The sequence below is a fragment of the Pseudomonas sp. MPC6 genome (assembly GCF_006094435.1).
GTDB lineage: Bacteria > Pseudomonadota > Gammaproteobacteria > Pseudomonadales > Pseudomonadaceae > Aquipseudomonas.
Genome location: NZ_CP034783.1, coordinates 1,097,850 through 1,112,394 on the forward strand (window position 1 = coordinate 1,097,850; position 14,545 = coordinate 1,112,394).

Here is a 14,545-nt window from a genome sequence, read left to right on the forward strand (position 1 = left end):
TCAGCACAGATATAGGCCCAGACACAAATCCTGTAGGAGCGGGCTTGCTCGCGAAAGGGCCCTATCAGGCAACCCAAAACCATCAGCAACAAAAAGCCCCCGGACAATCACTCATCCGGGGGCTTTTTGCGTTGCGCGAAACCTGATTACTTCTTCAGGCCATAATGCTCATCGAGCATGCCCGGCGCGTTCGGGGCTTTGGGTGCGTAGTCGCGAGGCGGCTCCTGATTGCGCGGTGGCGTCAGGCGTTCCCGTGGAGCCTGCGCCGCGTCGGCGTGCAGGGCGGCCAGCAAGCGTTGGCGGGTCTGCTCGTCCAGGGCCAGGCGATTGGCACCCTCGGCGAGATGATCCTGCACGTCCTGATAGCTCGCAGTCAGTTTCTTGACCAGTGTTGCAGTGCTATTGAAGTGGGTGACCACCTCGTTCTGATAACTGTCGAAACGTTCCTGAATGTCATCCAGCTGACGTTGCGTGCGGTTAGGCGCGGCATTCGGCACCAGGCGAGCGATCAGGAATCCAATGGCGACACCCACAACCAGGGCAAGAGTCGGCAACAACCAAACTAAGAGCGAGTGTTCCACGAGTCCTTCCTCTATAAACGGCTTTGCTTTACGTTAACGGCTCGAACCTGCGCTGTATACCGCGATTGCACTCGCAATAGATTTGCACAGACAATTTGCTAGACGAGTCGACCCGATTCGAGGTCACGGAGTTCCTTCCTTGCTTATGCGCGAAACCCCTGTAGTGATTGATGGCCCGGTCGGTCGGCTGGAAGCCCTCTACCTTGACAATGACCAGCCCCGCGGCCTGGCGCTGATCTGCCACCCGAACCCGGTGCAGGGCGGCACCATGCTCAATAAAGTGGTCTCGACCCTGCAGCGCACCGCGCGCGATGCCGGTTTGATTACCCTGCGTTTCAACTACCGTGGCGTCGGTGCCAGTGAGGGCACACACGACATGGGCACCGGCGAAGTCGATGATGCCCAGGCGATCGCCGCGTGGTTGCGGGCGAAACATCCTGATTTACCATTGACGCTGTTCGGCTTCTCCTTCGGCGGTTTTGTTGCGGCAAGTCTCGGCGGCCGCCTGGAAGCGCAGGGCGAGCAGCTCAAGCACCTGTTCATGGTGGCACCGGCAGTCATGCGCCTGGGCGATCAGGATCAACTGCCACAGCAGGCTGCACTGACCCTGATCCAGCCGGAAACCGACGAAGTCGTCGATCCGCAGCTGGTCTATGACTGGTCCGAAAAACTCGAGCGTCCCCATGAGCTACTGAAAGTGGCAGAATGCGGACACTTTTTTCATGGCAAGCTGACCGATCTCAAGGATCTGATCCTGCCCCGTCTTTCGAATTGATTGCAGTCTGACAAGCGATTACCCATGACGACTCGTACCCGTATCCTCACCGGCATCACCACCACCGGCACGCCGCACCTGGGCAACTACGCCGGCGCCATCCGCCCGGCGATCCTGGCCAGCCGTGACAGCAATGCCGATTCGTTCTACTTTTTGGCCGACTACCACGCCCTGATCAAATGCGATGACCCGCTGCGCATCCAGCGCTCGCGCCTGGAAATCGCCGCGACCTGGCTGGCCGGTGGCCTCGATGTGGAGCGCGTGACCTTTTATCGCCAGTCCGACATCCCGGAAATTCCCGAACTGACCTGGCTGCTGACCTGCGTCGCGGCCAAGGGCCTGCTCAACCGCGCTCACGCCTACAAGGCCTCGGTGGACAAAAACGTCGAGACCGGCGAAGACCCGGATGCCGGCATCACCATGGGCCTGTACAGCTACCCGGTGCTGATGGCGGCGGACATCCTGATGTTCAACGCGCACAAGGTGCCGGTCGGTCGCGACCAGATCCAGCACGTGGAAATGGCCCGGGACATCGGCCAGCGCTTCAACCACCTGTTTGGCCAGGGCAAAGAGTTCTTCACCATGCCCGAGGCGCTGATCGAAGAAAGCGTCGCCACGCTGCCAGGCCTCGACGGTCGCAAAATGTCGAAGAGCTACGACAACACCATTCCGTTGTTCAGCAGCGCCAAAGAGATGAAAGACGCAATCTCGCGGATCGTCACCGACTCCCGTGCCCCAGGCGAAGCCAAGGATCCGGACAATTCGCACCTCTTCACCCTGTTCCAGGCGTTCGCCACCCCGGCGCAGTCCGCCGAATTCCGCAGCGAACTGTTGCAGGGCCTGGGTTGGGGCGAGGCAAAGAATCGCCTGTTCCAGCTGCTGGACAGCGAACTGGGCGAGTCCCGCGAGCGCTATCACCAGCTGATCGAGCGCCCGGCAGACCTGGAAGACATCCTGCAAATCGGTGCGAAAAAGGCCCGTTCGGTCGCCACCCCCTTCCTCCACGAACTGCGGGAAGCGGTTGGCCTGCGCTCTTTCGTCGCCCAGACCCAAGTCGCGGCGACTACCAAAAAGAAAGTCGCGAAAGCCGCGCGTTTCGTCAGTTTCCGCGAAGAAGACAGCAGCTTCCGTTTCCGTCTGCTGGCGGCCGATGGCGAGCAGCTGCTGCTGTCGCGCAACTTCGCCGACGGCAAAACCGCAGGCCAGGTGACCAAGCAGTTGCAAGCGGGTCAGCCGCTGGATGTGCGCAGTGAAGACCGTAGCTTCAGCGTCTGGCTGGAAGGCGAGTGCGTGGCCGACAGCCCGACATTTGCGGACAACGCCGCTCGCGATGTCGCCATCGACACTTTGCGCGTTGCCCTGACCCCGGTTCAGGAATAAACAACGGCTCGGTCCGACCAAGGGCTGATTGCCATTCCCCCGGGCCGTCGCTACAGTGACGGCCCGCTTTTTGTTGCCTTGCTAACGAATTATGACGCCCCTAGAACGATATCAAGCTGATCTGAAACGCCCGGAATTCTTCCATGACGCCGCGCAGGAAACTGCGGTGCGCCATTTGCAGCGCCTGTACGACGATCTGGTCGCTGCGTCGAACAACAAACCGAGCCTGCTCGGCAAGCTGTTTGGCAAGAAAGACCAGGCGCCGGTCAAGGGCCTGTACTTTTGGGGCGGCGTCGGTCGCGGCAAGACTTACCTGGTCGACACCTTCTTCGAAGCGTTGCCGTTCAAGGAAAAGGTCCGCACCCACTTCCACCGCTTCATGAAGCGTGTGCACGAAGAGATGAAGACCCTGGGCGGCGAGAAAAACCCGCTGACCATCATCGCCAGGCGTTTTTCCGACGAAGCGCGGGTGATCTGCTTCGATGAGTTCTTCGTGTCCGACATTACCGACGCGATGATCCTCGGCACGCTGATGGAAGAATTGTTCAAAAACGGGGTTACTTTGGTCGCAACGTCGAACATCGTGCCGGACGGCCTGTACAAGGACGGCCTGCAGCGTGCGCGTTTCCTGCCGGCCATTGCGCTGATCAAGCAGAACACCGAGATCGTCAACGTCGACAGCGGCGTCGATTACCGTCTGCGTCACCTCGAGCAAGCGGAACTGTTCCACTTTCCTCTGGATGAAGCTGCCCAGGAAAGCCTGCGCAAGAGCTTCCGGGCCTTGACGCCGGAATGCACGGCCGCCATCGAAAACGACGTGCTGATGATCGAGAACCGCGAAATCCGCGCCTTGCGCACCTGCGACGACGTGGCCTGGTTCAACTTCCGCGAGCTGTGCGACGGCCCGCGCAGCCAGAACGATTACATCGAACTGGGCAAGATCTTCCACGCCGTATTGCTCAGCGATGTCGAGCAGATGAGCGTCACCACCGACGACATCGCCCGGCGCTTCATCAACATGGTCGACGAGTTCTACGACCGCAACGTGAAGCTGATCATTTCTGCCGAAGTCGAGCTGAAGGACCTTTACACCGGCGGTCGCCTGAACTTCGAGTTCCAGCGTACCCTCAGCCGTTTGCTGGAAATGCAGTCCCACGAATTCCTGTCCCGGGCGCATAAGCCATAAGCGTTTCAAAAGAGTAAGACGATTCGGAAAATAAAAAAGGGCCTGCCAATGCAGGCCCTTTTTTCGCGCCGAAGAATCCCGTGGGGGGAGCTGGCAGCCCAAAGCTACCTGGCACACCACATACCCTGTGGGAGTGAGCCTGCTCGCGAAAGCGGTGTGTCAGTCGACAAAAAATGTTGAATGTCAGTCCGCATTCGCGAGCAGTTCAGATCGCCGCACCGTCGCTCCCACAGCTCGGCGTATCAGTCTTGAGCGAGAAAAAATGCAAGTTCATCCTGCCGCTGACAGCCCACCAGCAACCAAAGCAGGATTCGGGCTTTGCGCGGACAGAGAAAGCCACTCATCAATGCGCCTCTGCGGATCAAATCCATCTCGCTGCCTATAAAACCATATGAGGATTGAGCGGTGGGGCCCGATCCGGTGCGTGTCGCAATGAGCACGGGGATTTTTCTGGCGATTTTTTCGATAGCATCAGCCCATTGTTCTGACACATGGCCTGCTCCGAAACCAGCAATCACCAAGCCGTCGTAACCCAGTTCGAGGATGTTGTTCAATAACAGGGTATCGGCCGACAGCGTGCTTTCCAGCAGGGCGATCGCCTGGGTTGTTTGCAGCGGCAGGGGTAAAAGCTTTCGTTGGCACGGCTCGCGCAAATAGCGGACGCTACCTTCCAGAAGCATACCCGTTGGGCCAACCACCGGTGATGAAAACGCCTGTAACGCCAATGAATCGGTTTTGCGCACGGCATTCGCGTGGTGAACCTGTCCGCCCATGACCACTTGAACGCCGCGGCACAGACTGTCTTGCGCCAGCGCAACCCGGCAAGCATCCAGCAGATTCGCCGGACCATCCGCTCCCACCTGGTTTGCCGAGCGCATGGCGCCGGTCAGGACCAGCGGAGCATCGTGGCGCCACAAGTAATCGAAAAATGCCGCAGTCTCTTCGAGGGTATCCGTGCCTTGAGTAATGACCACCCCCGTCGCACCCTTCTCGACCTGAGCATTTGCCCAGTGGAGAACGCTCAATAAAAACTCGAAACTCAAAGAAGCACTCGGGTGCAGTCCCAGTGTTTCGACGGTGGTCCTCGCCAGATTCTTCAATTCCGGAACCGTGGACAGGAGGGTTTCGCCGCTGACTGTCGGGATAACGCCTGCACCGACATGGCTGGCTTGCATGCTCACGGTGCCGCCTAGCGCCGCGATGGCCAGTTTGGGCAGATCCATGTTTTACCTCGCTTGTAGATGACGAGAGCAGGCTGTACCCGTAGGTCCAGCCTGATGGCAGTGCTTCAGTCGGCTATCAGTAGTCCGATAAAGGGAATGATCAGCAGGGTACTGATGGCCATGGAGAGGACATTACCGATGTAAGGGTGCATGTCGCCCGGCACCCGCTTGGCAAGGGCGCAGGCCAATGGTGGGGCAATCAGTGCGCCTAGCAGTGCGCTTGACGCTATGACCTGCCAACTGCCGCCATAGGTCAGAATTGCCGCGGGTACAACCGACACCAGTGGAACGTAGGTGGGATACCAACCGAGTCGCATCCACTGTCGGCGCCACATCACCACGCCCAAGGCGGACGTCAGCGCCTGCGCACCGATCAGTTGCGGCAGCAAACCTGAGCCGTAAGCGGGGCTTATGGGATTCAAGGTGTAGGCCAGCAGTGCACCCAGCAACAGGCCGATACTGGCCAGCTCATTACCGAAGAACGGTGCTTCCGAAAAATCCGCCAATACTCGGCGCAGGCTCCAGATGATTCCGTGGTCGGTGGTCTTACTCTTGGCTGGTTCAACTTCGGGCGCGGGTGACTCCTTGGGCTGGGTGGTCGGGGCGGACTTCACCAGGTTTGGCACGTAACGGCACAGTAGAAATGCCAGGACGCTGGCAACCGCCATCCCAGAGACGTTGCCGATCACTACGGGTAAGCCCAGTGGATTGCAGATGTAGTTGACGATCAGCAAGCACAGGGGGGTGACGAGCACGGCGCCCATGATTGCGCCATTGATCGTCACCTTCCAGCCACCGCCAAACATCAGCACCATCGCTGCCGGTAATGAAACAAATGCTGCAAACGTGGGTTGCCAACTGCTGGCGGTGACCGTCCAGCCCCACAACAGATTGCTCAGCAACAGTCCAAGCAACGAACTGGTGATCAACCACGGCCATAATCCGCTGCCGTAGGAAATGGCAAAGCCTTGCCAGACTTTTCCCTTTCGATTTGCCCAGTAGGCCAGATAGGCTCCAGCCAGCAGCCCGATCGAAGCGAACTCGTGTTTGTAGAATGCAACCTCGCTGATGTCTCCCAGGACCCAGCGCAACCAGGCCCCCGGATCGGGGAGGTTCGACACCATGTGGTTGTAGTCGGGCCAATGGGCAGACCATGCTGAGCGGTGGGTGAATGAAAGCCAGGCGATCAGCAGTCCGGTGCCGATCACCAGCAAGATGATCGAGGTATCAAGCTTCCTGCCGGCAAGCGAATGCAGCCGATGGGTATCGGTAGTGGGTTCCATGGTTGGGTCTCCCGATCAGCGTGGGAGAGGAGGGTGTTGGATGTAACCGAGCATCTGATCATAGAGATCGGTGCGACGGTCACGATGCAGATCGTTCAGGTTGTTCCAGATTGGGGCACTGCGGGAGCTGGTCAGATCAATATCGGCAAACAGGATTTCCTGTTTGTCCGCTGAAGCCACTTTGCCAATCGGCCAGCCATTGGTGCCGGCAATCAACGAGCAGCCCAGGTAACGAGCTCCTCGCTCTTCGCCGATCCGGCTGGCGGCTGCAATAAACACATTGTTGACGTGAGCGGCCGTCATTGTCAGATACGAAGCCATGCATTTACCTGCGTCATCGAACAGCGGCGGAGGCGTCCACACCCAGTTGTTCAGGCTGCAAATGATGTCCGCGCCTTGTTGACCGAGGATTCGCGGCACCTCCGGGAACCAGATGTCCCAGCAGATCAACAACCCGATGCGGCCTATCGGCGTATCAAACACCGGGAAGCCCAGGTCCCCCGGCGTGAACCACAGCTTTTCCAGGTTCCATAAATGGGCTTTGCGGTACTTCCCGATAAAGCCGTCCGGTCCTAGCAGGACAGCGGTATTGAAGAGCCGCATGCCGTCTCGTTCAGTCAGCCCGGCAACCAGGTAAACCTTGTGTTTACTGGCGAACTCCATCCAGCTTTGGACGCACGGCCCGCCGGGAACCGCTTCGGAGTGGTCGAAAGCGTCCTGTCGGTTGGTGAAGAAATAGCCGGTACTGGAAAGCTCGGGCAGCACGATGAGATTTGCACCGCCGTTTACGGCCTCCAGCGCCAATTCCAGACAGCGGCACAGATTTCCTTCACGGTTTGCCAGGCCGACTTGTGGATCGAATTGCACGACTGCTACACGAACAGGACTTGTTGACTCGCTCATACGGATGACCTCGTTTTTATTGTTCTTCAACTTGTTTAATCGCGGTTTTATTAAGCGTCGAAGACTCAAGTGCGAGGAAGTCAGCCGTTTCCTTTTCGGTTGTAGTCCGTTTCCCAAGATTGGTGAAAGCGAGCCAATGCATGGCCTGCATTGGCTCTTTCGTGGGGGAATCGAGGTCAGGTTCTGAGTTTGTATTCGGGGTAATCTGCCATGGAGAAGCCGCCATTGAAGGTGGCCTCGGTTTTGTCACAGATATGAATGACTGCATCGACTGCGCCGCGGAAGCAAGGCTCAGTCCAGCCGGCATCGACTGAAAAAGACTCTCCAGAAAGGTAGAGGCCGGAGCTGGCGCCGTAATCCCTGTTGTACTTCATTAGGCTCACAGCGTCGTAGTAAGTGCCAGGCCTATATAGTTTTGCACAGCCCAAAGCGTTTTTGTCGGTCATCCAGCGATGCACGACAGCTTGTTCGATACCGATATAAGGTGAAATTTTTTCCTGGATGTTTGCAGAGTTCATGAGTATTCGATCAAGCTCTATTACGCATTTCTTGACCAGCTCCTTGTCCGTGAACAAGGCGAGTTTGATTGCATCGTCTTCCCATGTGTAGCTCAGGAGGATGCACTCATAACTATAATTTTTATTGTAGCGGTAGGTATAGATGTCATGAATGAAGCTGTCAGTAACAATGGCTTGCGGAATATTGGTGTTCTTTAATAAAAATGACTTTTTAAGAGGCGCGAAGACTTTGCAGCTGGTTTCCCAGTGAGCGGTTTTATAGGCATTTATCGTTTCGTAAGGAAGCATTTCATTGTCGAAATTTTTCAGTGTTATTCGGGTTTCGATCAGCCAGGAGGGTAGGGTCATGATAACGGAATCAAAATCGTCGTATTGTTCCTGAGCGTGCTCCGGGTTGCTGACGTTCCAGTTGTAATAGACACGGATCTTTTTATTATCCAGTTTTTCCAGTTTGGTGACGGAGGAGTCGGTGAGAAAGGCGTCGCTTCTCTCAAGGCAGTGGTCATAAAAGGATTTTTCGGTCACATCCGTTTTTATAAACAACAGACATTCATCCAGTGCGGCGAGGCCAATATATCGAGGTCTATCGAATTCCAGCCCCTTTGAGTCAAAAACGGCCTCGGTGTGCAGGTGAGGGGAGGTAATGGGATTGCCAGTCGAGTCCACCCGACCATGAACCAGTTGCAACTGACTGCTGAATCCAAAAATGGCTGTACGCAAGGGATATAGCGAGCACACATCGTAAAAGGCGCCCCAACTACCGTCACCAATTCCTATTGCATAAAAAATGGCAGATTCATCCGGCGTCATGCCCATCCCGCCGAAGTCACCGGGCGAGCCTTCATCCCAAGCGGTGATGACCGGCATGCTGACCAGGTCGCGAAACGAAACATTCTCGTATTTTTCGACGATGGCAGCCCAGATGGATTCCCATTTCTCGCTTGCGTAGACCTCCGAGATGTGAAGACTCATTCGGTCGGCAAAGGCTTTCCATTTGGCGTATACCTTTTGAAGTTCGTCTCCCGGAGGGGGAGTCAGGCCGTCTTCATTTTTCCAGATGAGCATGTGTGGAAGCGTTTCGCCTCCCACGCTGCCTTCTCGAAGATAAATACCGGTTGACGTTACCCACTGACTGCCAGGGTTTGCGAAGTCTGAAATAGCCAACTCGAATTCACTGGCATAGTAGGCCATCAGAGAACGGCCTTCTTTCGGTGCCTCGTCTGCTCTATTGAAAAAAGGCATTCGCATAGCGCCCATCTCAAAAGGTGTATGTCCTTCTGGCGAGTTACGGCTGCCCGGTACCGTCAGGTGTCTGCCGCCTATCCGTTTAGATTGTTCGATCAGTGTTACATGATGAAAGCCACAGCGATAAAGCTCTCTTGCTGCGGTGAGCCCGGTTACGCCTGCGCCAACAATACATATCTTATGGTTTGGATTGGTCGCTCGGGCGATGCCACTTTCTTGTTCTACCAATGTTCGATAGTCGAAGCATAAATCCGGTGGGTTTGGGAAGCGAGCACTCCATTTGTTTTTAGCAGTGCGCTTTGTCCGAGCGATATTCCTGGCAATTTGTGATGGGTAGTTGTAGCTGGATCCAATGGTCATTTTTTTCTTCCCTGATCGATGGCCGATCTCAAGTAGGGAAGTATGTTTGATTTTTGAATGATTGCATGCAAGAGCAAAACGACACTCTCTGACGCAGCGTATTCCTATTTTGTTGTGGGAAAATGATCTCGGCAGTTACGAGAGCCTGTAGGAGTAACGCTTGCCCGCAATTGTAACGACGCGGTGGATCAGGCAAATCGAGCCATCGTTCATCGCCAGCAAGCTGTGCTCCTAAAGGACGGGCGCGTTGCTATGCCGCTTGCTGAAACTGCTGCCGATACTGATTCGGCGACAACTCCGTATGCTGGCGGAACAGCCGCGCGAAGAAGCTTGCGTCGTCGTAGCCCACCTCATAACTGATGGTCTTGATACTCTTGCGGCTACCGGACAGCAAGCCCTTGGCGGTTTCGATGCGCAGGCGTTGCAGGTAATGCAGCGGCTTGTCGCCGGTGGCGGTCTGGAAGCGGCGCATGAAGTTGCGGATGCTCATGCCGTGCTCGCGGGCGACGTCTTCGAAGCGGAACTTGTCGGCGAAGTGATCTTCGAGCCAGTGCTGGATCTGCAGGATGATCACGTCCTGGTGCAGTTTCTGCCCGCCGAATCCGATGCGTCCCGGCGAGTAGCTGCGCTGCACTTCGTAGAGAATGTCGCGGGCCACGGCCTGGGCCACATTGGCGCCGCAGAAGCGCTCGATCAAGTAGATGTAGAGGTCGCAGGCCGAGGTGGTACCGCCGGCGCAAAACAGGTTGTCGGCGTCGGTCAGGTGTTTGTCCTGATTGAGCTGCACTTTCGGGAAGCGCTCGGCAAAGGCGTTGAAGAAGCGCCAGTAGGTGGTTGCTTCCTTGCCATCGAGCAAGCCGGCTTCGGCGAGCCAGAATACGCCGGTGGCCTCGCCACACAGCACCGCGCCACGCGCATGTTGCTGGCGCAGCCACGGCAAGACCTGTGGATAGCGTTGGCAGAGGGTTTCGAAATCGTCCCAGAACGCGGGGAGGATGATGACGTCGGCATTTTCCAGGCCGCCGTCCACCGGCATGATCACGTCGCTGAAGCTGTTCACCGGTTTGCCGTCGGGACTGACCAGCCGCGTTTCGAACGCCGGGGTCAGGCCGTGGCCCAGTTGCTTGCCGTAACGCAGGCTGGCCAAGTGGAAGAAATCCTTGGCTTGCATGAGGGTGGAAGCGAAAACCCGGTCGATAGCCAGGATGCTGACGCGCCGCAAGGGCGTGGAGGCTCGGTTAGACATAATTCAACTTTATTCTTATAGGGGAAAGTGGTCATCAGACGGCTGGATCGTCTTATTTTTTGTCTGATGTGTCCAGTGTCCTGTATCGCCAGCGAGGCTTAGTCTCTGAAGGTCAACTCCTTCCAGCAATAACGACAGGTGCCGCATGATCCCCAGAACCTTGTTCAGTCCCGAGCACGAACTGTTTCGCGACAGCGTGCGGACCTTCCTCGAAAAAGAGGCCGTGCCGTTCCATGGGCAATGGGAAAAACAAGGCTACATCGACCGCAAACTCTGGAACAAGGCGGGGGAGGCGGGGATGCTCTGTTCGCATCTGCCGGAAGAATATGGCGGGCTGGCGGCGGACTTTCTGTATAGCACGGTGGTGATCGAAGAGGTGGGACGCCTGGGCTTGACCGGCATCGGCTTTTCTCTTCATTCGGACATTGTTGCGCCTTACATCCTGCATTACGGCAGTGAGGCGCTGAAGCATAAATACTTGCCGAAACTGGTGTCCGGCGAAATGGTCACCGCCATTGCCATGACCGAACCGGGCGCCGGTTCCGACCTGCAAGGGGTCAAGACCACCGCGGTGCTGGACGGCGATGAGTATGTGATCAACGGTTCGAAAACCTTCATCACCAACGGTTTTCTGGCCGATCTGGTGATTGTCGTGGCCAAGACCGATCCGAAGGCCGGCGCGAAGGGCACCAGCCTGTTTCTGGTCGAGGCGGATACACCGGGCTTCGCCAAGGGCAAGCGCCTGGAAAAAGTCGGCATGAAGGCTCAGGACACCTCGGAACTGTTCTTCCAGGACGTCCGGGTGCCCAAGGAAAACCTGCTGGGGCAAGCGGGGATGGGGTTTGCCTACCTGATGCAGGAGTTGCCCCAGGAGCGGCTCACCGTTGCCATCGGCGGTTTGGCCTCGGCTGAGGCGGCGCTGCAGTGGACACTGGATTACACCCGTGAGCGCAAGGCGTTTGGCAAGGCGATCGCCGATTTCCAGAACACGCGTTTCAAGCTGGCGGAGATGGCGACCGAGATTCAGATCGGCCGGGTGTTTGTCGATCGCTGCCTGGAACTGCACCTGCAAGGCAAGCTTGATGTGCCGACGGCGGCGATGGCGAAGTATTGGGGCACCGACCTGCAATGCAAGGTGCTCGACGAGTGCGTGCAGTTGCATGGCGGGTACGGGTTCATGTGGGAGTACCCGATCGCCAGGGCCTGGGCGGATGCGCGGGTGCAGCGGATTTATGCCGGGACCAATGAGATCATGAAGGAGATTATTGCGCGGTCGCTTTGATCTTGAGGTGACTGTCAGGCCGCCTTCGCGAGCAAGCTCGCTCCCACAGGGGATCCGGGTTGATCACCATCTTGTGATCGACACAGAGTCCTTGTAGGAGCGAGCTTGCTCGCGAAGGTCGTCAACGATAACGCTGGAAGCCTGACACCCTGCAGCGCCCTCAGGTTTTTCGCGAGCAAGCTCGCTCCTACAGGTGGGGGTCAAGGAGCTGGATTCGGGTGATCCTTGTGAATCGCCTCGATCCCCGCCAGCACCTCATCGGAAAGTTTCAGCTCGAAGCTCGCGATATTGCTATCAAGCTGCTCCAGCGTCGTCGCGCCAATGATATTGCTGGTGACGAACGGTTGCTGCGTCACGAATGCCAGCGCCATTTGCGCCGGGTCCAGGCCGTGTTCACGGGCCAGTGCCACATACCGGCTGCACGCCGCCTCCGACTGCGGATTGAAATAGCGGCTGAAGCGGCTGTACAGGCTCAGGCGGCCTTTGGGCGGGCGGGCGCCACCTTCGTACTTGCCCGACAGGAAACCGAACGCCAGCGGCGAATAGGCGAGCAATCCGCACTGTTCGCGGATGGCAATTTCCGCCAGGCCGATCTCGAAGCTGCGGTTGAGCAGGTTGTAGGGGTTCTGGATCGACACCGCACGCGGCCAGCCGCGGGCTTCGGCCAGGGCGAGGAAACGCATGGTGCCCCACGGGGTTTCGTTGGACAGGCCGATGTGGCGGATCTTGCCGGCCTTGACCTGTTCGTCCAGGGCTTCGAGGGTGTCTTCCAGCGGCGTGAGGTTGGCTTCGGTCTGGTGCTTGTAACCCAGCTGGCCGAAGAAGTTGGTACTGCGCTCCGGCCAGTGCAGTTGATAGAGATCGATGTAGTCGGTCTGCAGGCGCTTGAGGCTGGCATCGACGGCTTCGGTGATGTGCTGGCGGTTGTGCCGCAGGTTTTTGTCGCGGATGTAGTCGATGGTATTGCCGGGGCCGGCGATCTTGCTGGCCAGGATCCAGTCGGCGCGATCGCCGCGGCTCTTGAAGTAATTGCCGATGTAGCGTTCGGTGGTGGCGTAGGTGTCGGCCTTGGGCGGCACCGGGTACATCTCGGCGGTGTCGATGAAATTGATCCCGGCGCCTTTGGCCCGTTCAATCTGGGCGAAGGCTTCAGCTTCGCTGTTTTGCTCGCCCCAGGTCATGGTTCCGAGGCAGATTGCACTCACGTTCAGATTGGTTCGGCCTAGCTGGCGATAGTCCATCGGGTGCTCCTTCGGCAAAACAATCATAAAAGCAGGTTGAATTATTTTTCGCAATCTGCATAATTGCGCACCTCTTTCTGCAGTGGAAGTGATGCGCCGCCGCCGAAGAATCTTGCCGTTGAACGGACGCGCCGACCCGAGCCCCCGAAAGCGTCTGTATCCGGCTGCCTTTGACTTGTCAAAGTACGCACTATTCAGTAAGATCCGCCGTCTAATTTACAGGGCGGCCCCTGAGGCTATAAAGAATGAAAACTTTTACTGCTAAACCGGAAACAGTACAGCACGACTGGTTTGTCGTCGACGCTGCAGGTCAGACCCTGGGTCGTCTGGCCACCGAAATCGCGAGCCGTCTGCGTGGCAAGCATAAAGCTGAGTACACTCCTCACGTTGACACCGGCGACTACATCGTCGTTATCAATGCCGAGCAGATTCGTGTAACTGGTGCTAAAACCACCGACAAGATCTACTACTCCCACTCCGGTTTCCCGGGCGGCATCAAGTCGATCAACTTCGAAAAGCTGATCGCTAAAGCCCCTGAGCGCGTGATCGAGACCGCGGTCAAAGGCATGCTGCCTAAGAACCCGCTGGGTCGCGACATGTATCGTAAGCTGAAAGTCTATGCGGGCGCTGTACACCCTCATACTGCTCAGCAGCCCCAAGAACTGAAGTTTTAACGGAATAGTTCATTATGTCGGCGACTCAAAATTACGGCACTGGCCGTCGCAAAACCGCAACCGCACGCGTTTTCCTGCGTCCGGGTACTGGTAACATCTCCATCAACAACCGCACCCTGGAAAATTTCTTCGGCCGCGAAACTGCCCGCATGGTAGTTCGTCAGCCGCTGGAACTGACTGAGACTGTCGAGAAATTCGACATCTACGTCACCGTGATCGGTGGTGGTGTAAGTGGTCAAGCTGGCGCAATCCGCCACGGTATCACTCGCGCACTGATGCAGTACGACGAAACCCTGCGTGGCGCTCTGCGCAAAGCTGGCTTCGTTACTCGCGATGCTCGTGAAGTTGAACGTAAGAAAGTTGGTCTGCGTAAAGCGCGTAAGCGTCCGCAGTACTCGAAGCGTTAATTCGCTTCCACGTTCAAAAAAGAACGCCCAGTTTCCTCACGGAGCTGGGCGTTTTTTTATGGGCGTGAATTCAGCAATAATTGCGCTGTGACAACTTGCCACACGCGCAGAGCCCCTATACTGCAAGGCTTGGCAGTGGAGCCCTTGGGTAATTACCTTGTCAGAATTGGGGCTTTTCATTACCATTCGGCAAAATTTTTATAAGTACATAGATTTACTTAGTAGATGCCTGATTTAACAG

General features: G+C 57.0%; 13 protein-coding genes and 1 pseudogene. 7 read left to right on the forward strand and 7 right to left on the reverse strand.

What is annotated here, in order from left to right; translation table 11 throughout:
* Positions 1 to 146 precede the first annotated feature (146 nt).
* Positions 147 to 581, reverse strand: coding sequence for a DUF1043 family protein (locus ELQ88_RS07080; protein ID WP_128873728.1), 435 nt, complete (start codon positions 579 to 581; stop codon positions 147 to 149).
* Positions 582 to 726: 145 nt separating this feature from the next.
* On the opposite strand from ELQ88_RS07080, the gene ELQ88_RS07085 reads away from it, so the two are divergent.
* The 3 genes from ELQ88_RS07085 to zapE all read left to right on the forward strand — a co-directional run bounded on the left by ELQ88_RS07085 (position 727) and on the right by zapE (position 3,922).
* Positions 727 to 1,356: an alpha/beta fold hydrolase gene (locus ELQ88_RS07085; protein ID WP_138964329.1), complete on the forward strand. Its 630-nt coding sequence runs from the start codon at positions 727 to 729 to the stop codon at positions 1,354 to 1,356.
* Between the two features lie 24 nt (positions 1,357 to 1,380).
* Positions 1,381 to 2,736, forward strand: a complete 1,356-nt coding sequence (locus ELQ88_RS07090) for a tryptophan--tRNA ligase (protein WP_128873730.1) — start codon at positions 1,381 to 1,383, stop codon at positions 2,734 to 2,736.
* Positions 2,737 to 2,827: 91 nt separating this feature from the next.
* Positions 2,828 to 3,922 (forward strand): cell division protein ZapE, encoded by a 1,095-nt coding sequence (zapE, locus tag ELQ88_RS07095; RefSeq protein ID WP_128873731.1) that lies wholly within the window; start codon positions 2,828 to 2,830, stop codon positions 3,920 to 3,922.
* Positions 3,923 to 4,164: 242 nt separating this feature from the next.
* On the opposite strand, the gene ELQ88_RS07100 is transcribed toward zapE, so the two are convergent.
* The 5 genes from ELQ88_RS07100 to ELQ88_RS07120 all read right to left on the reverse strand — a co-directional run bounded on the left by ELQ88_RS07100 (position 4,165) and on the right by ELQ88_RS07120 (position 10,601).
* Positions 4,165 to 5,145, reverse strand: coding sequence for an asparaginase (locus ELQ88_RS07100; RefSeq protein WP_138964331.1), 981 nt, complete (start codon positions 5,143 to 5,145; stop codon positions 4,165 to 4,167).
* Between the two features lie 65 nt (positions 5,146 to 5,210).
* Positions 5,211 to 6,428 carry a threonine/serine exporter family protein gene (locus tag ELQ88_RS07105; RefSeq protein ID WP_138964333.1) on the reverse strand — a complete coding sequence of 406 codons (1,218 nt, stop codon included), beginning with the start codon at positions 6,426 to 6,428 and terminating at the stop codon, positions 5,211 to 5,213.
* Positions 6,429 to 6,443: 15 nt separating this feature from the next.
* Positions 6,444 to 7,331: a nitrilase family protein gene (locus ELQ88_RS07110; RefSeq protein ID WP_138964335.1), complete on the reverse strand. Its 888-nt coding sequence runs from the start codon at positions 7,329 to 7,331 to the stop codon at positions 6,444 to 6,446.
* A gap of 176 nt (positions 7,332 to 7,507) precedes the next feature.
* A complete protein-coding gene (locus ELQ88_RS07115; RefSeq protein WP_138964337.1) occupies positions 7,508 to 9,454 on the reverse strand; it encodes an FAD-dependent oxidoreductase in 1,947 nt (648 codons plus the stop codon).
* Between the two features lie 250 nt (positions 9,455 to 9,704).
* Positions 9,705 to 10,601 (reverse strand): GlxA family transcriptional regulator, encoded by an 897-nt coding sequence (locus tag ELQ88_RS07120; RefSeq protein ID WP_178084740.1) that lies wholly within the window; start codon positions 10,599 to 10,601, stop codon positions 9,705 to 9,707.
* Between the two features lie 244 nt (positions 10,602 to 10,845).
* Here ELQ88_RS07120 and ELQ88_RS07125 point away from each other — a divergent pair, with 244 nt between their 5' ends.
* Together ELQ88_RS07125 and ELQ88_RS34565 are read left to right on the forward strand one after the other, a co-directional pair.
* Positions 10,846 to 11,982, forward strand: a complete 1,137-nt coding sequence (locus ELQ88_RS07125) for an acyl-CoA dehydrogenase family protein (RefSeq protein WP_128873737.1) — start codon at positions 10,846 to 10,848, stop codon at positions 11,980 to 11,982.
* A 105-nt stretch (positions 11,983 to 12,087) separates the two neighbouring features.
* Positions 12,088 to 12,174 (forward strand): annotated as a pseudogene (locus ELQ88_RS34565) (outer membrane lipoprotein carrier protein LolA); the annotation flags it as partial.
* 8 nt (positions 12,175 to 12,182) lie between these two features.
* On the opposite strand, the gene ELQ88_RS07130 reads toward ELQ88_RS34565, so the two are convergent.
* Entirely contained in the window at positions 12,183 to 13,223 is a 1,041-nt protein-coding gene (locus ELQ88_RS07130) for an NADP(H)-dependent aldo-keto reductase (protein ID WP_128873738.1), read from the reverse strand.
* 245 nt (positions 13,224 to 13,468) lie between these two features.
* Between ELQ88_RS07130 and rplM the strand changes: the two genes are divergently transcribed.
* Both rplM and rpsI read left to right on the forward strand, forming a co-directional pair.
* Complete coding sequence (gene rplM / locus ELQ88_RS07135; protein ID WP_046048262.1) at positions 13,469 to 13,897, forward strand: 50S ribosomal protein L13; 429 nt, start codon at positions 13,469 to 13,471, stop codon at positions 13,895 to 13,897.
* Positions 13,898 to 13,911: 14 nt separating this feature from the next.
* Positions 13,912 to 14,304 (forward strand): 30S ribosomal protein S9, encoded by a 393-nt coding sequence (gene rpsI / locus ELQ88_RS07140; RefSeq protein WP_003216038.1) that lies wholly within the window; start codon positions 13,912 to 13,914, stop codon positions 14,302 to 14,304.
* Positions 14,305 to 14,545: the final 241 nt, after the last annotated feature.